Origin of the sequence: Pseudomonas sp., assembly GCF_002796985.1 — a bacterium.
Lineage (GTDB): Bacteria > Pseudomonadota > Gammaproteobacteria > Pseudomonadales > Pseudomonadaceae > Pseudomonas.
The window spans coordinates 1107020-1124015 of sequence record NZ_PEKX01000007.1 but is presented as its reverse complement, the minus strand read 5'-3'; the positions used below and the strand labels follow the sequence as shown (position 1 = coordinate 1124015).

Annotated in this window: 15 protein-coding genes; 4 read left to right on the top strand and 11 right to left on the bottom strand. The window is 63.2% G+C overall.

Annotated features, from left to right (window positions below):
• Positions 1–16 precede the first annotated feature (16 nt).
• On the top strand, positions 17–3307 hold the full coding sequence (locus tag CTR55_RS10990; protein ID WP_296286067.1) for a DEAD/DEAH box helicase: 3291 nt from the start codon (positions 17–19) through the stop codon (positions 3305–3307).
• Between the two features lie 61 nt (positions 3308–3368).
• Here CTR55_RS10990 and CTR55_RS10985 read toward each other — a convergent pair whose 3' ends face one another.
• Genes CTR55_RS10985 through CTR55_RS10970 form a run of 4 tightly spaced genes read right to left on the bottom strand, consistent with a single transcriptional unit; the run spans position 3369 to position 6431 of the window.
• A complete protein-coding gene (locus CTR55_RS10985) occupies positions 3369–4115 on the bottom strand; it encodes an S-methyl-5'-thioinosine phosphorylase (protein WP_296286066.1) in 747 nt (248 codons plus the stop codon).
• A 9-nt stretch (positions 4116–4124) separates the two neighbouring features.
• A complete protein-coding gene (gene nagZ / locus CTR55_RS10980; protein ID WP_296286065.1) occupies positions 4125–5123 on the bottom strand; it encodes a beta-N-acetylhexosaminidase in 999 nt (332 codons plus the stop codon).
• 10 nt (positions 5124–5133) lie between these two features.
• Positions 5134–5658: a L,D-transpeptidase gene (locus CTR55_RS10975; protein WP_296286063.1), complete on the bottom strand. Its 525-nt coding sequence runs from the start codon at positions 5656–5658 to the stop codon at positions 5134–5136.
• A gap of 56 nt (positions 5659–5714) precedes the next feature.
• Positions 5715–6431 carry a TetR/AcrR family transcriptional regulator gene (locus CTR55_RS10970; RefSeq protein ID WP_296286061.1) on the bottom strand — a complete coding sequence of 239 codons (717 nt, stop codon included), beginning with the start codon at positions 6429–6431 and terminating at the stop codon, positions 5715–5717.
• Positions 6432–6695: 264 nt separating this feature from the next.
• Between CTR55_RS10970 and lexA the strand changes: the two genes are divergently transcribed.
• Together lexA and sulA are read left to right on the top strand one after the other, a co-directional pair.
• Entirely contained in the window at positions 6696–7310 is a 615-nt protein-coding gene (lexA, locus tag CTR55_RS10965; protein ID WP_296286060.1) for a transcriptional repressor LexA, read from the top strand.
• A gap of 13 nt (positions 7311–7323) precedes the next feature.
• Positions 7324–7797 (top strand): SOS-induced cell division inhibitor SulA, encoded by a 474-nt coding sequence (gene sulA, locus CTR55_RS10960; protein WP_296286059.1) that lies wholly within the window; start codon positions 7324–7326, stop codon positions 7795–7797.
• Positions 7798–7847: 50 nt separating this feature from the next.
• Here sulA and CTR55_RS10955 read toward each other — a convergent pair whose 3' ends face one another.
• The 6 genes from CTR55_RS10955 to fadB all read right to left on the bottom strand — a co-directional run bounded on the left by CTR55_RS10955 (position 7848) and on the right by fadB (position 15223).
• Entirely contained in the window at positions 7848–8087 is a 240-nt protein-coding gene (locus tag CTR55_RS10955) for a hypothetical protein (RefSeq protein WP_296286057.1), read from the bottom strand.
• A gap of 109 nt (positions 8088–8196) precedes the next feature.
• Positions 8197–8718, bottom strand: coding sequence for a DUF6586 family protein (locus CTR55_RS10950; RefSeq protein ID WP_296286055.1), 522 nt, complete (start codon positions 8716–8718; stop codon positions 8197–8199).
• A gap of 67 nt (positions 8719–8785) precedes the next feature.
• Positions 8786–11392 (bottom strand): type I DNA topoisomerase, encoded by a 2607-nt coding sequence (gene topA, locus CTR55_RS10945; protein WP_296286053.1) that lies wholly within the window; start codon positions 11390–11392, stop codon positions 8786–8788.
• A 92-nt stretch (positions 11393–11484) separates the two neighbouring features.
• Complete coding sequence (locus tag CTR55_RS10940; protein ID WP_296286051.1) at positions 11485–11748, bottom strand: DUF1653 domain-containing protein; 264 nt, start codon at positions 11746–11748, stop codon at positions 11485–11487.
• A 121-nt stretch (positions 11749–11869) separates the two neighbouring features.
• A complete protein-coding gene (gene fadA / locus CTR55_RS10935) occupies positions 11870–13045 on the bottom strand; it encodes an acetyl-CoA C-acyltransferase FadA (protein WP_296286049.1) in 1176 nt (391 codons plus the stop codon).
• Positions 13046–13075: 30 nt separating this feature from the next.
• Positions 13076–15223, bottom strand: a complete 2148-nt coding sequence (gene fadB, locus CTR55_RS10930; protein ID WP_296286048.1) for a fatty acid oxidation complex subunit alpha FadB — start codon at positions 15221–15223, stop codon at positions 13076–13078.
• Between the two features lie 476 nt (positions 15224–15699).
• Here fadB and CTR55_RS10925 point away from each other — a divergent pair, with 476 nt between their 5' ends.
• On the top strand, positions 15700–16506 hold the full coding sequence (locus CTR55_RS10925; protein ID WP_296286047.1) for a hypothetical protein: 807 nt from the start codon (positions 15700–15702) through the stop codon (positions 16504–16506).
• Between the two features lie 27 nt (positions 16507–16533).
• On the opposite strand, the gene CTR55_RS10920 is transcribed toward CTR55_RS10925, so the two are convergent.
• On the bottom strand, positions 16534–16968 hold the full coding sequence (locus CTR55_RS10920) for a hypothetical protein (protein WP_296286045.1): 435 nt from the start codon (positions 16966–16968) through the stop codon (positions 16534–16536).
• Between the last annotated feature and the right edge of the window lie 28 nt (positions 16969–16996).

Genomic DNA, 16996 nt, shown 5'->3' with positions numbered 1-16996 from the left:
GAGATAGGCGTGCGCCATGGGCGAATTCGTAGAGCACTTGCAACGCATTCCCTGGCGCAGGCTTTTTCCAGCCGTCACCCTCGTTCGCGGAGAGAGCTATGCCCGGGAAGGCCGGGCGAGCATTCTGCGTATCGCCGAACGCTCGCTGGAAGGCTCGTGCAAAGGCTCAAGCAGCTATCGCTATCGGCAGAAAATCAGTCTGTCGCAAAGTGGCAACACCCTCGACTGCCGTTGTGATTGCCCGGTCGGCTTCGACTGCAAGCACTGCGTCGCCCTGCTGTTGCGGTTCATTGACGAGCACGGCGAGTCGCCACCTCCGGCACAATCCGCCGGGCCGGCAGCCCCCAGACCGGCGGTCAAACCTGCCGCCCACTTGTCAGCAAACCTGGCAGGTTGGTTGAAAAAGCTTCCGGGGGCGCTCAAGGCTCCCGCCGAAGCCAAGGCTCCCCATACCCAGCCCCTGTACTACCGGCTAACCAATAATGGTCGGGTCTTCATTCACACGCAGTTGCAGGGAGAAGACGGCCGGAGCCTGGGCCATGTCAGGCTCAGCTCGATCTCCACGGCCCTTGGGCGCGGTGTCACCGAGCAGGATCAACGCATCCTGCTGCGCGCACTGGGCTGCACAGGTGTTCAACCCCACGACAACGAAGTGCTCCTGAGCGGCCGGGACGGCTCCGAGTTACTGGAGATGATCGTCCGCAGCGGCCAGCTGTTCTTCGACCTGGAGCATCCGGATGGTCGCTTGCAGGCCGGTGCCGAACTGCCGGCGCAGATGACCTGGCGTGAACAGGCCGATGGCAGCTATGTCGCCGCCTGGCAAGTCGAGAGCGACCCGCAACCCCAACTGCTGACACACCTCTGCCCACCCTGGTATGTCCAGCGCCAGAGCTCGCGCATCGGCCCACTGCGCCACGACCTCCCCGATGCACTGGCAACCCATCTACTCGGCGCACCACCGGTCTACCCCGAGGAGGCGGCGCTGTTCGGCCTGCAACTCAAGCAGTTGGCGCCCCAGGCACCGCTGCCCCTGCCCACCAAGGAGCATCGGCTCGTGGACGTGCAGCCCGTGGCGCACCTGCTGTTGAGCGGGCAACATGACCATTACCGTCGCTCCGATCAGTATCAGGCCAGCCTGCGCTTTGCCTATGGCAAACACTTCGTGCATGGCCCGGCCCGTAGTGATCAGCCGATTCGCACCCTTGAGGATGACACTTTCGTGGTCATCGAACGGCAGCCGAAAACAGAGCAGGCCTTGCGCAAGAAACTGCAACGCCTGAAGCTGAAAAAGCTCGCCAAGTACCACGCCCCCGTCCAGCTCGGGGATCACTATGAATGCTATCGCCCGCTCGACGAGAGCCTGTGGGCGGCCATCGTCCCCCTCCTGCGGGAACTGCGTCATGAAGGCTGGGTAGTCGAGATCGACGCTCGCTTCCCCTTCGATTTCAGCGCGGTCGAGAACTGGTACGCGCATGTCGAGGAGGAACCGGGCCTGGCCTGGTTCGAGCTGGAACTGGGCATCGTGGTCGATGGGCAACGGATCAGCCTGCTGCAGCCACTTCTGGAGATGATCCGACGGCCCCCACCCGCCTTGCTTGGCGGCGATGCGCAGGGTGAATTGCCACTGCGCCTCAATGCCCAGCGCCAAGCCGACGGCGCGCCGCTCACCGTCAGCCTGCCGCTGGCGCGCGTGCGGGCGATGATTCAGCACCTGGAAAGCCTGTTGCTGGCCAGCTCAGAGCACGATGACACCCGCCTGCGCCTGCCCGGCGCCGATGCCAGCCTGCTGACCCTGCTCGACGAACAGCCGCTGCACTGGGAAGGCAGCGACAACCTGCTGCGCCTTGCCCGCCGCCTGCGCGACTACCACCAGCAGCCGTGCGCGACACCCGACGGCCTGCATGCCCAGCTGCGCCCCTATCAGACACAAGGCCTGACCTGGATGCAGGCGCTGCGCAACATGGAATTGGGCGGCATCCTCGGGGACGACATGGGGCTGGGCAAAACACTCCAGTTGCTCGCCCACATCCTCACGGAGAAGAACGCCGGGCGCCTGGACCAGCCCGCCCTGGTACTGATGCCCACCAGCCTGGTGGCCAACTGGCAGGATGAGGCCGCGCGCTTCGCCCCTGAGCTGCGAGTACTCACCCTGCATGGCAGTAACCGCCACAAGGACTTCGACGCCCTTGGACAATACGACCTGCTGCTGAGCACCTACGCCCTGCTACCCCGTGACATCGAGGAACTCTCCCGGCAACCGCTGCACATGGTGGTGTTCGACGAAGCGCAGTACCTGAAGAACGCCCGCAGCAAGTCCGCCAAGGCCGCCGCCCGCCTCACCGCGCGGCAACGACTGTGCCTGACCGGCACGCCACTGGAAAACCATCTGGGCGAGCTGTGGTCGCTGTTCAACCTTGTGCTACCGGGCTGGCTGGGGGATGAACGCAGCTTCGCTCGCCTGTACCGCAATCCGATCGAGAGGGCCGCGAACGGCCAGCGCCTGGCTCACCTGAATACACGGATCAAGCCTTTCCTGCTGCGCCGCCGCAAGGATCAGGTGGCCAGCGAGCTGCCGCCCAAGAGCGAGATCACTCATTGGGTGGAACTCAGCGATACCCAGCGCGACCTCTACGAGACGGTGCGCCTGGCCATGGACCGTAAGGTTCGCGAGGAAATCCAGCGCAAGGGCCTGGCACGTAGCCACATCGTGGTCCTGGAAGCGCTGCTCAAATTACGCCAGGTCTGCTGCGACCCGCGCCTGCTGGACAAAGACCTGGCGGCGGCGGACTCCGGAAAACTCGCCAGCCTGCTGGACATGCTTGAAGAACTGCTGGCCGAAGGACGCCGTGTCCTGCTGTTCTCGCAGTTCACCTCGATGCTCGAGCTGATCCAGGCGGAGCTGGACGAACGCGGCGTCCCCTATTCCTTACTGACCGGCGAGACCCGCAACCGCCGCCAACCCGTGGAAAACTTCCAGCAAGGGCGCGTGCCGCTGTTCCTGATCAGCCTGAAAGCCGGCGGCACCGGCCTGAACCTCACCGCAGCGGACACCGTGATCCACTACGACCCCTGGTGGAACCCGGCCGTGGAGCAACAGGCCACCGACCGCGCCTACCGCATCAGCCAGGACAAGCCGGTATTCGTCTACAAGCTGATCGCCCGCGGCACCCTGGAAGAAAAAATCCAGCAATTACAGGCGAAGAAAGCGGCGCTGGCGGCGGGCGTACTCGAAGACGGCAAGGACAGCGGCCTGCAGTTGCAGAGCAGCGACATCGACGCCCTTTTCGCTCCGCTGCCGAAAGGCTAGAACGCCATCTGCGATATCCCCGCGCGATTGGCAGGCAACACCCTGCCGACGCAGCGCCTGCCTACCGGTCCTGGCCGAGCAAAACTCGCCCCAGCACCTCGCGCACCTTGCCGATGCCGTCGTGCAACGCTTGCTCGATCTCGGCCATGGTGATGATGCCGCTGGATTTGCCGGCCGCCGGGTTCACCACCAGCGACAAGCAGGCGTAAGGCAGGTCCAGCTCGCGGGCCAGGGCGGCTTCAGGCATACCGGTCATGCCGACGATGTCGCAGCCGTCGCGCTCCAGCCTGGCGATCTCCGCAACCGTTTCCAGGCGCGGCCCCTGGGTCGCGGCATACACACCATGACTGCTGTACGCATAGCCCTGCGCCTGCAGTGCGGCGATCAACTTCTGCCGCAGCGGCTCGTCATAGGGATGGCTGAAGTCGATATGGGTGACATGCTCGATGTCCCCGGCGAAATACGTGTGCTCGCGGCCCCAGGTGTAATCGACAATCTGGTGCGGCACGCAGAGGTGACCGCTACCCATCGCCGCATGGATGCCACCCACGGCATTCACCGCCAGGATGGCTTCGGCGCCGGCCTGCTGCAGCGCCCAGAGATTGGCGCGGTAGTTCACCTGGTGTGGCGGGAAGCGATGTGGATGGCCGTGGCGGGCGAGGAACAGCACTTCGCGGCCGGCGAACTCGCCGCGCTGGACGGTCGCCGAGGGCGCGCCGTAGGGCGTATCCAGTTTGATGGCGTCCTTCAGGGTCAGCCCTTCCAGCTGGGTCAGGCCGGTACCGCCGATGATGGCGTAGACAGTCATGGCAAATCCTTAGTCGATCAGTTGTGCGGCGCGTAACTCACCGACGGCCTGCTGCCAACGCGGCAGTTGCTTGTATTCGGTGCCAGGCCAGGCCTTGGCGCGCATGCGTTGCAGGCGCTGCGGCGCGCTGACTTTCAGACGCTGCAATGCACTCAGGGCCAGCTCGGCGGAGGCGCGGTCATTGCACACCAGGCCCATGTCGCAACCGGCGTTCAGCGCGGCCTCGATACGATTGGCGGCATCGCCGACCACGTGAGCACCTGCCATGGACAGGTCATCACTGAAGATCACCCCGTCGAAGCCCAGCTCGCCACGCAGGATGTCCTGCAACCAGCGACGGGAGAAGCCGGCAGGATTGGGATCGACCTGCGGATAGATCACATGGGCCGGCATCAGCGCATCCAGATCGCCGGACAGGCGCTGGAACGGCACCAGGTCGACGGCACGGATCTGCTCCAGCGTGCGCTCGTCCTCCGGAATGCCCACGTGAGAATCCACTTCCGCCCAACCGTGACCAGGGAAGTGCTTGCCAGTGGCGGCCATGCCGGCAGCGTGCATACCACGAATGAAGGCGCCGGCCAGTTCGACAGCGCGCTGCGGATTACCCTCGAAGGCGCGACTGCCAACCACGGCGCTGCGCTGGTGATCCAGGTCCAGCACAGGGGCGAAACTCAAGTCCAGCCCTACCGCCAGCACCTCGGTCGCCATCAGCCAGCCACACTGCTCGGCCAGGCGTTCGGCATTGGCGTTGTCGGCGATAGCGCGCATTGCCGGAAGACGCAGGAAGCCCTGGCGCAGGCGCTGTACGCGGCCACCTTCCTGATCCACCGCCAGCAGCAGGTCCGGACGTACCGCGCGAATGGCCGCGCAGAGCTCGCGAACCTGGCGCGGCGACTCGATGTTGCGGGCGAAGATAATCAGGCCGCCCACTTCCGGGTGGCGCAGGATCTGGCGGTCCTCGGCGGTCAGCCAGGTGCCGCCGATGTCGAGCATCAGGGAGCCGTGCATGTGCATTCCTTTAGTTCAGTTGCGCCGCCTGCCAATCGGGGCAGACAGTCTCTTCGATTCGAACCTGGCAATGGAGAGGAACCTGCGGAAAGAGTTCCAGCAGATCGTCATTGCGAAGGCGGATACAGCCGTGGGAAAGCGGCGTGCCCATGGGCTCGCAGTCCGGCGTGCCATGCAGATAGATATAGCGGCGGAAGGTATCAACCTCACCCAGCCGATTGCGCCCCGGCTCGCAGCCGCTGAGCCAGAGGATGCGCGAGAGAATCCAGTCGCGGCCGGGAAAGGTTTCGTGCAGCTCGGCCGTCCAGGTCTCGCCGGTCCAGCGGCGCCCCCTCAGGACTGCGCCCTTTGGCAAACCATCACCGATGCGCGCACGAACCTGGTGCAAGCCGCGCGGCGTGCAGCCGGAGCCGTTGCGCTCCCCCGCGCCGTTGGCGGCGCTGGATACCGGAACACGCACGACAAGACGCCCCGCGGCAAATCCGTAGAGCATCTGGTCAGCAAGGGAGATATGGAGAAGATCGAGATCAGCCATGGCCGGCTACTGTAGCCGATCAGGCCGGTACAGCCCAGCGCGAAGCCGGGGCTGAATCAGACCTTGGCCGGCGTCTGCGCGACGCTGGATTTGGCGCGCGGCTTGAGCTGCGCCCCGGCAAGCGATGGATCACTGACCCCGCTGTCGGCACGCATGCCGGCGGCCAGGAACGGCACCATCAGACGCATCACCTGCTCGATGGAGGTGTTCACGCCGAAATCGTTCTCGGCCATGGCACGCAGCGCTTTGATGCCGGACATGCTGAACACCGCGGTACCCAGCATGAAGTGCACGCGCCAGAACAACTCCAGCGGCGGCAGGCGCGGCGCGGACTCGTGCACCAGCAGCATGTAGCGGCGGAACACCTTGCCGTACACCTCTTCGAGGTACTTGCGCAGGTGTCCCTGGCTCTGACTGAAGGCCAGGCCCAGCAGGCGCATGAAGATCGACAGATCGTTACCGCTGCGCGGCTTCACCGCCATCGCCTGGACCACGAGCAGTTCGAGCAGCTCTTCCAGCGTGGCACGCGGCGCGTCGGGCTTGGCCTGACGGCGATCCAGTTCCTTTTCGAGGCTGGTGCAGAAAGGGCCGAGGAAGCGCGAGAAAACAGCCTGAATCAGCGCCTTCTTCGAGCCGAAGTGATAGTTCACCGCCGCAAGGTTCACCCCCGCCTTGCTGGTAATCAGACGCAAGGAGGTTTCGGCGAAGCCTTTCTCCGCGAACAGCTGTTCCGCAGCATCCAGGATGCGTTCGACGGTTTCCGACTGGGCCATGGCTACTCCGCCTGACAAACACTTGTTTGAAACATACGTTTCAGCGTCTTGTATTGTCAAGCAAAGTGCGATGGATTGTTACCAATATCATGGCAATGCGACGAGACAGCTGGTTAATTCAATACCTACAAAGCAAGACGCTTGCCAAGCTCCAAAGGTTACATGCACGAACGTTCCACCGACAGCGGCGCGCAACAAAAGCATTGCCAGCCCGCCATCACTGTATATAATCCCAGTCACTGTATAAAAAGCCAGAGTATGGACATGCTGAAGCTCACGCCGCGCCAAGCCGAGATCCTCGCCTTCATCAAACGCTGCCTGGAAGCCAACGGCTACCCGCCCACCCGCGCAGAAATTGCCCAGGAACTCGGCTTCAAGTCGCCCAACGCCGCCGAGGAGCACCTGAAGGCCCTGGCCCGCAAGGGCGCCATCGAGATGACCCCAGGCGCCTCTCGCGGCATCCGTATCCCCGGCTTCGAACCCAAGGCCGCCGCCAATGACGACGAACTGCCGATCATCGGTCGCGTCGCCGCGGGCGCACCGATCCTCGCCGAGCAGAACGTCGACGACACCTGCCGGATCAACCCGACCTTCTTCAACCCGCCGGCCGACTACCTGCTGCGCGTCCGCGGCCAGAGCATGAAGGACGTCGGCATCATGGACGGCGACCTGCTCGCCGTGCACGTCACCCGCGAGGCGCGCAACGGCCAGATTGTGGTCGCTCGCCTGGGTGAGGAAGTAACGGTGAAGCGATTCAAGCGCGAAGGTAGCAAGGTCTGGCTGCTAGCCGAGAACCCCGAGTTCGCCCCGATCGAGGTCGATCTCAAGGAACAGGAACTGATCATCGAAGGCTTGAGCGTCGGCGTGATCCGTCGCTGAACAGGAGATACCCATGCAGTACCCGCAGCCGCTGAACCTGCCGCAACTCCCGCTGTTCCAGGAAGCACTCTGGGCGAGCGGTACTGCTCCTCTGCTCCCGGAGCTGATGGACGATGAACCCACCGACGACGAAAGCGCCTTCAGCGAAATCTCCCTGCGCGGCCTTCCCGGCCAGTGCCTGACGCTGCTGGCGCCGATGCTCCGCGAGCTGAGCGAGGAAAGCGATTCACGCTGGCTGACACTAATCGCCCCGCCCTCCAGCCTGACACCAGACTGGCTGCGCAAGGCCGGCCTGAACCGCGAAGGCATCCTGTTGCTGCCCGCCCGCGATCAAGCCTCCGCCCTCGCCCTGACCTGCGAGGCGCTGCGCCTGGGTAACAGCCACACAGTGGTGAGCTGGCTGAATCTCAACGCGAAAGCACGCACTCAGCTTTCTCGCGCCGCCGTTGCCGGCCAGGCACAAAGCCTGAATATTCGTCTGGGATGATTTGATCGGGAAGCTTCGCCGCGAACGCAGCGAAGCGGAACAGCAGAAACTCAGTGCAGGACGCGCGGGCCTTCTTCGTCCATGTTCATGTCGCCACCCTCGGCGAGACGACCAGCCATCTGCACACCCACATTGAACATCGCCTTGGCGATCTCGATGTGCTGGCCCTGCAGGAAGCCCTTGGCATCGGCAGAGAACTCCAGGGTCACCAGCGCCTCCTCCTCGTCCGCACGACGCAGCACGATACGCCCGTCAGGCAGCTCGACAATTTCCAGAAATGAGGTTGGCATAGCGACGTTCTCCACAGCAGAACGCGTAGTGTAACAGCCACATCCGCTACACCCTAGCCAAAGCTTGCACGGACCGACCGGAAGACCGGCGCTGCGAACAGGGCGTGAATCAGAGTTCGGTGAGCGATGCGCGGAAGCGCAGGACCAGCTCTTTGAGGGATTTGCGCCAGGCTTCCAGCTCGTCATGACCCAACTCGACCGGCGCCTCGTCGTAGACATTCACCGCCTGGATCAGCGGCTGGGTTGGATCGACCTTGGCTTTCTTCGGCTCGCTCGGCGGTTGGAACAGCGCGGCGTAGGCCCCCAGGAGACGGCCCAGCCAGGCTTCCGGAGATTGTGCCAGCTCGACCATCTCTGCCAGCTCCGGGCTCGGCGCGGCGGCCAGCACTTCGGCGTTCAGCAACATGTCGACACGGGGCGCACCGGCCTGAGGCAAGCGATAATAACCGGCGATCTCATGGGCCACGCCCAATACTGCGCCATAGAGGTGGAACAGCGCTGCTTCGCGCTCGGCCTGGATACGTGCCTGGGCGTTCATTGCGCGCGCCGCCTCGGCGCTGCGCCAGGCTTCCAGGGCGAGGCCGGCGAAGAACAGCTTCTGGTTGGTGCGGGTATAGAGTTCGTTCGCCATGGCCAGGCCCTCCAGCATTACAGGTCGCAGTATAAGCACGCCCCACATCTGCGGGGCGTGCCTTCCATCAGCGCTTGTCTTCGACCTTCCACTTGCCGCCGTCGTAGAACGCGCGCCAGCCGGTGGGCTTGCCCTCGACTTCGGACTGCACATACTGCTCCTTGGTCTTGCGGCTGAAGCGGATCACCGCAGGACGGCCATCCGGGTCTTTCGCCGGAGCGGAGAGCAGGAAGTGGTACTTCGGATCCAGCTCGTCCTTGTGCGGTACCAGCTCGGCAACCAGCGGAGCACGGGTCTCGCGGTTCTTCGGGAACTGGCTGGCGGCGAGGAACAGGCCGGAAGCGCCATCACGCAGCACGTAGATGTCATCGACCTTCTCGCACTTGAGTTCCGGCATGCGGATGGCGTCCATTTTCGGCGGCGCCGGCTCGCCACTCTTCAGCAGCTTGCGGGTGTTCTTGCAGGTCGGATTGGTGCAACCGAAGAACTTGCCGAAGCGACCGGTCTTGAGCTGCATCTCGCTGCCGCACTTGTCGCATTCCAGGCTCGGGCCTTCGTAGCCCTTGATGCGGTACTGGCCTTCCTCGATCTCGTAGCCGGCGCAATCAGGGTTGTTACCGCAGATATGCAGCTTGCGCTTCTCGTCGACCAGATAGGCATCCATCGCGGTGCTGCAGATCGGGCAGCGGTGCTTGCCCAGCAACACGAGGGACTCGGATTCACCCTCGTCATCCGCGGCGATTTCGTCGCCGGGGATCAGGTTCACGGTGGCCTTGCAGCGTTCTTTCGGCGGCAGGCTGTAGCCCGAGCAACCGAGGAACACACCGGTGGAAGCAGTGCGGATCATCATCGGCCGGCCGCAGTCACGGCAAGGGATGTCGGTCTGGGTCGGCTGGTTGGCACGCATGCCGTCATTCGAGGCTTCGGCCAGGTCGAGCTTCTTGCGGAAGTCGCCGTAGAACTCGTCCAGCACGTTTTTCCAGTCGCGCTCACCTTGAGCCACGTCGTCGAGGTTCTCTTCCATGCCGGCGGTGAAGCCGTAGTCCATCAGGTTGGAGAAGCTCTCGTTGAGACGGTCGGTGACGATGTCGCCCATCTTCTCCGCGTAGAAGCGGCGGTTATGGGTAGTGACGTAGCCGCGCTCCTGAATGGTCGAGATGATCGCCGCGTAGGTGGACGGACGGCCTATGCCGCGCTTTTCCAGCTCCTTGACCAGGCTGGCTTCGGAGAAGCGCGCCGGCGGTTTGGTGAAGTGCTGGCTCGGATCGAGCTTGAGCAGCTTCATGGCATCGCCCTGGTTCATCAGGGGCAGGACGTCGTCCTCGCCCGGCTTGCCCTGCTGCGGCTGCACCTTGGTGTAGCCGTCGAACTTGAGGATGCGGCCCTTGGCGCGCAGCTCGAAGTCACCGGCAGCTACGCTGACGGTGGTGGACAGGTATTCGGCCGGCGGCATCTGGCAAGCCACGAACTGGCGCCAGATCAGCTCGTACAAGCGCTCGGCGTCGCGCTCCATGCCCGACAGCTGGGTCGGACGCAGATTGACGTCGGAAGGACGGATCGCTTCGTGCGCTTCCTGTGCGCCTTCCTTGCTGGAGTAGAAATTCGGCTTGGCCGGCAGGTACTTGTTGCCGAACTCGCTGTCGATGAAACCGCGCACCATGTCGATGGCGTCGGCCGACAGGTTGGTCGAGTCGGTACGCATATAAGTGATGTAGCCGGCTTCGTACAGACGCTGGGCCATCATCATCGTCTTCTTCACCCCGAAGCCCAGGCGATTGCTCGCAGCCTGCTGCAGAGTAGAAGTAATGAACGGTGCCGAGGGCTTACTGGAAGTCGGTTTGTCCTCGCGCTTGACGACGCTGTAGGAGGACGACTTGAGCTTCTCCAGCGCTGCCGTGGCCTGTGCCTCGTTCAGCGGTTTGAAGGCTTCGCCCTTCTCGCGCACCACTTCGAAGCGGACCTTGTCGCTCTTCGGCGTACCGAGGTCAGCATGCACTTCCCAGTATTCTTCCGGAACGAAGGCACGGATCTCGCGCTCGCGCTCGACCACCAGCTTCACCGCTACCGACTGCACGCGGCCGGCGGACAGGCCACGGGCGATCTTCGCCCACAGCAGCGGCGAGACCATGTAGCCCACTACACGGTCGAGGAAGCGACGTGCCTGCTGGGCATTCACGCGGTTGATGTCCAGCTCGCCCGGCTGGGAGAAGGCTTCCTGGATGGCCTTCTTGGTAATTTCGTTGAAGACCACGCGCTTGTAGCGCGAGTCGTCGCCGCCGATGGCCTCGCGCAGGTGCCAGGCAATGGCCTCCCCTTCGCGGTCCAAGTCGGTTGCGAGATAGATGGTGTCGGCATCCTTGGCCAGGCGGCGCAGTTCCTCGATCACCTTTTCCTTGCCGGGCAGGATCTCGTACTTGGCCTTCCAGCCGTGCTCCGGGTCGACGCCCATGCGGGTGACGAGCTGGCGCTTGGCCTTCTCCTTGGGCGACAGGGCCGGCGCTTCGGAAGCGGTCTTGCGCGCTTTCGCCGCAGGCTCCTTCGACGCGGACGAGCCACTGGTGGGCAGGTCGCGGATGTGGCCGATGCTCGACTTCACCACGTACTGGTTGCCCAGGTACTTGTTGATGGTCTTGGCCTTGGCCGGTGATTCCACGATGACCAGCGATTTACCCATGGATCGGAAGATTCCTGCGTCGAAAAGATGAATTTATAAGGAGGGAGGCGCTTGGAGCGGCACCGCTATATATAGTGGCGGTCGCGCCAAGGTCAAGCTTGGGTTTCGCCGGACGGGCCAGTCTGAAGCCCCAGCGGATCGTCTTCGGCGCTCACCAGAGCGAAGCGCGGAACTCGTTCGCCATTCACTTCAACCGCTTCGATGAACATGCTCAGCGGGCGTACCCAGAGGCCGAATTCGCCGTACAGCGCCTGGTAGATCACCAGTTCTTCCTCGGTTTCGGAATGACGCGCCACAGCGAGTACACGGTACTCCTGCCCCTTGTAGTGTCGATACAATCCGGGCTGCATGTGCATGTCGGTTCTCCCTCGCCGGCCAAAAGGCGGCGATTGTGCTCATTGTGCTGCCGCTGGGCAATCCCACCCGACAAAAACGAAAGCCGGGGCACAAGGCCCCGGCTCTCCCATCCACGAAAGCTTAGACGCGTTCGAAGACGGTGGTGATGCCCTGGCCGAGGCCCACGCACATGGTGGACACGCCCAGGGTACCGCCGTTCTGCTTCATCACGTTCAGCAGGGTGCCGGAGATACGCGCACCGGAGCAGCCGAACGGGTGACCCAGGGCGATGGCGCCGCCGTGCAGGTTGACCTTCTCTTCCATCTTGTCGAGCACCTTGAGGTCCTTCAGCACTGGCAGGGCCTGTGCGGCGAAGGCTTCGTTGAGCTCGAAGAAGTCGATGTCATTGATGGTCAGGCCGGCGCGCTTGAGCGCCTTGTTGGTCGACGGAACCGGGCCGTAGCCCATGATCGCCGGATCAACGCCAGCCACAGCCATGGCACGAACCACGGCCATCGGCTGCACGCCGAGGTCCTGGGCGCGCTGGGCGCTCATGACGATCATGCAGGAAGCGCCGTCGGTGATCTGCGAGGAAGTCCCTGCAGTCACGGTGCCGCCCTTCGGGTTGAACGCCGGCTTCAGGGCAGCCAGGCTTTCCAGGGTGGTTTCCGGACGGATGGTTTCGTCGAAGTCGAAGACCTTCAGGAAGCCATTCTCGTCATAGCCTTCCATCGGGATGATTTCGTCTTTGAACTTGCCTTCCTGGGTCGCTTTCCAGGCCAGCTGGTGCGAACGCACACCAAACTTGTCCTGCGCCTCGCGGGTGATGCCGTGCATCTTGCCCAGCATCTCGGCGGTCAGGCCCATCATGCCCGACGCCTTGGCAGCGTAGAGGGACATGTGCGGGTTCGGGTCCACGCCATGCATCATGCCGACGTGGCCCATGTGCTCCACGCCGCCGATGACGAAGACGTCACCGTTGCCGGTCTGGATCGCCTGCACGGCAGTGTGCAGGGCGCTCATGGACGAGCCGCACAGGCGGCTGACGGTCTGGCCGGCGCTGGTGTGCGGGATCTGGGTCATCAGCGACGCCATGCGTGCGATGTTCCAGCCCTGCTCCAGGGTCTGGTTCACGCAGCCCCAGATCACGTCCTCGACTTCCGCCGGGTCGATCTTCGGGTTGCGCTCCAGCAGCTTGCTGATCAGGTGCGCGGACATGTCCTCCGCGCGGGTGTTGCGGTGCATGCCACCCTTCGAACGGCCCATCGGGGTGCGGCCGAAGTCGACAATGACAGCGTCTCTCGGATTCAGGCTCATAAATTCACTCTCGCTCTATTCGTTGCGCACTCAACCGAAGAACTTCTGGCCGTTCTTGGCCATTTCACGCAGCTTCGCGGTCGGGTGGTACAGCGCACCCAGGTCGGCATACTTGTCCGCCAGGGCGACGAATTCGGCCACACCGATGGAGTCGATATAACGCAGGGCGCCGCCACGGAAGGGAGGGAAGCCGATGCCGTAGATCAGGCCCATGTCGGCCTCGGCAGCGGTTTCAACGATGCCGTCTTCCAGGCAACGCACGGTTTCCAGGCACAGCGGGATCATCATGTAGTTGATGACGTCCTCGTCAGTCAGCTCGCGCTGCTCGGTGACGATGGACTTCAGCAGCTCATAAGCCTGCGGGTCAGTGACTTTCTTCGGCTTGCCGCGCTTGTCGGTCTCGTAGGCGTAGAAGCCCTTGCCGTTCTTCTGGCCCAGACGATTGGCGTCGTACATCACGTCAACGGCGGTCTTGCCTTCCACGGCCATGCGGTCCGGGAAGCCTTCAGCCATGACGTCGCGGCCGTGGTGGCCGGTGTCGATACCGACCACGTCGGACAGGTACGCCGGGCCCATGGGCCAGCCGAACTTCTCCATGATCTTGTCGATGCGCACGAAGTCCACACCGAAGCCCAGCAGCTTGGAGAAGCCGCCGAAGTACGGGAACAGCACGCGGTTGACCAGGAAGCCGGGGCAGTCATTCACCACGATGGGGTTCTTGCCCATCTTCTTGGCGTAGGCCACGGTGGTGGCAACGGCAACGTCGCTGGACTTCTCGCCGCGGATGACTTCGACCAGCGGCATCATGTGCACCGGGTTGAAGAAGTGCATGCCGACGAAGTTCTGCGGACGCTTGAGCGCTTTGGCCAGCAGGTTGATGGAGATGGTCGAAGTGTTCGATGCGAGGATCGCATCTTCCTTCACCACGCCTTCAACTTCAGCCAGAACGATCTGCTTGACCTTCGGATTCTCAACCACGGCTTCGACGACGATGTCGACGTTGCCGAAGTCGCCGTAGGACATTGTCGGGCGAATGGCGTTCAGGGCCTCGGCCATCTTGGCCGGGGTCATGCGACCTTTTTCGACGCGCTTGCCGAGCAGCTTCGAGGCTTCGTTCAGACCCATCTGGATACCGTCTTCACGGATATCCTTCATCAGGATCGGAGTGCCCTTGGAGGCGGACTGGTAGGCGATGCCGCCACCCATGATGCCGGCGCCCAGTACGGCGGCCAGTTTCACGTCCTTGGCAATCTCGTCGTACTGCTTGGCCTTCTTCTTCAGGTCCTGGTCGTTGAGGAACAGGCCGATCAGGCTTTGCGCAACGGAGGTCTTGGCCAGCTTGACGAAGCCCTGGGCTTCGATTTCCAGCGCCTTGTCACGACCGAAGTTGGCGGCTTTCTGGATCGACTTGATCGCTTCGACCGGAGCCGGGTAGTTCGGGCCAGCCTGGCCTGCGACGAAGCCCTTGGCGGTTTCGAAGGCCATCATCTGCTCGATGGCGTTCAGCTTGAGCTTTTCCAGCTTCGGCTGACGGCGGGCCTTGTGATCGAGCTCGCCGGCGATGGCGCGCTTGACCAGGTCCAGAGCGGCGTCCTGGAGTTTCTCCGGAGCCACGACGGCGTCAACGGCGCCGACTTTCAGCGCGTCTTCAGCACGGTTTTCCTTGCCCGAGGCAATCCACTCGACAGCATTGTCGCAGCCGATGACGCGCGGCAGGCGGACGGTGCCGCCGAAGCCTGGGTAGATGCCCAGCTTCACTTCCGGCAGGCCGACCTTGGCGGTGGCGCTCATGACACGGAAGTCGGCAGCCAGGCACATTTCCAGACCGCCGCCCAGGGCGATGCCGTTGATCGCGGCCACGGTCGGAACGTTCAGGTCTTCGAAGTCGCTGAAGATCTTGTTGGCTTCGAGGTTGCCGGCCAGCAGCTCTTCGTCGGACAGCTTGAAGTTGTCGACGAACTCGGTGATGTCGGCACCGACGATGAACACGCCTTTGCCGCTGGTCACGATCACGCCCTTGACGGACGCATCGGCCTTGATGGTATCGACTGCTTGACGCAGCTCATTCAGGGTGAGTCGGTTGAACTTGTTGACGGACTCGCCCTTGAGGTCGAAATTCAGTTCGACGATGCCGCTCTCAAGAGCCTTAACCGTGATGGCTTTACCTTGGTAAATCATCAACTGATCTCCACGCTAGGGAAGCTTGAAATCACACGTCGGACACCGTGTATCGGGACAGCCCGGCAGTCGCCGAGGATAGTCCCAAAGCTTGCGGCACACCCGCCGACGCGATAGCCGGGGCGTTCTGTCCGAGTCGCTGCACATAGCAAACGCTCGATTCATACGCCCGTTTGATTTGGGTGCGCCCACCTTCTAGCAAAAGCCAATGCTTGTCAATCGGCGAGACGTAACAGTCGCAAAGCGGCCGGGGCGTCTGGCCCGGAGCATTCAGCGCAGCCCTGACGCCCTATTCATCCTGCCTATCGTGACAATTGCCACCTGGCACCAGCGTCCCGACAGCCACTGTTCAAACCCCATGACCCGCGCTAGAGTCGGGACGCAATGGCGATCTGCCTGCTGCCAATACCGGCAGACGCCTGGAACCTGTGGAAAACAAAACAACAAGAAGCCCATGGCTCCAAGGAGTTGGATCGATGCCCAGCCGTCCGCTAGTGCGTCTGCTGTCTGCGCTCGCGCTCACCGCCCTGCCTCTCTTCGCTGCTGCCGACACCGCCAGCGACCTGCTCAACGTCCACCAGACGCGCCTCGCCGCCCAGCGCAGTCTTGGCGATTTCTTCATGTTCAATGCGATGGAAGGCGACCAGAAGTACGCGAAGATGGTCGAAGCCTCGTCGCAGAGCGCCAACGATGCCCTGGGCAAGCTCGGGGAAATGCCCGGCAACGAATCGAAGAAGCTGAGAGCCGACCTGCAGGAACAATGGAAAGCCTACGCAGCCCAGCTACAGACCCTCACCGGCACACTGGACAAGAGCGGCTACACCGACCTGCAACCGGTGGCGGACCTCGCCGCGCAGAACCGCAAGCTGCTGGACACCGCCGAGCAGCTCTACGGGAAAATCCAGGAGGAAAGCGGCAGCAAGGTTCCGCCGCTGACCCAGCAGACACGTGAGCAGAGCCTGCTGATGCAGGACATCGCGGTGGACTACGCCTCGCGCAACGCCTCGGTAGGCGCCAGCTTCTTCGGCGGCGGCGAGGAACGCCCGCTGGACGACCTGGCCAACCGCTTCGCGATCAACCTGGTGAAGCTGCAGCAGGCGCCGCAAACCACCCCGGAGATCGGCCAGGAACTGCGCGGCGTGGCGATCAAGTGGCGCTACATCGAGAAATCGCTGCAGAACTACAACCAGAACAGCGTGCCGTTCCTGATCAACAAGTACTCCGACCGCATCATCGAAGACCTGGAGAAAGTCTCCGGCCTGTATGCCGCGCAGCAGAGCTGATCGCTTCAGGCAGGCTGCTTGAGGGCTTCAGGCTTGCTGTTTAAGGAAGGTGGCGACCCGCTCGAGGTCACTACTATCGCCCCGCTCGCCCCAGTACAGCGCGAGGAACTGGGGTGTCGCCTCGACCATGTAGACGTCCTTCGGCAGGCTGGCCAGCGCTTCGGCCAGCTCGGCCGGGGCGCTCGCCTCGCGCCAGCGGTCCAGCCAGACACCCGGCTCGCTCTGCCAGTAGCACCAGGCATCACGGTTCCTGCCACGGGCGCGATGGTACTGCGCGCACTGGCGTGGCGGCTGCCGCTCCAACCAGTGAGGCCATTCCTGCCGCGCCATCTGCATGGCCAGACCCAGGCGCCGCGCCTGCAGGCGCAGGTCCATCTGCCCGCGCTGGCCGCGCGAAGGGATCAGCCAGGTCAGCGGGCTGAGCACCAATGCAATGAGCAGGATTACCATCCACGTGGTCATATCGGTTATACCGGTCCAACAGGTCAAG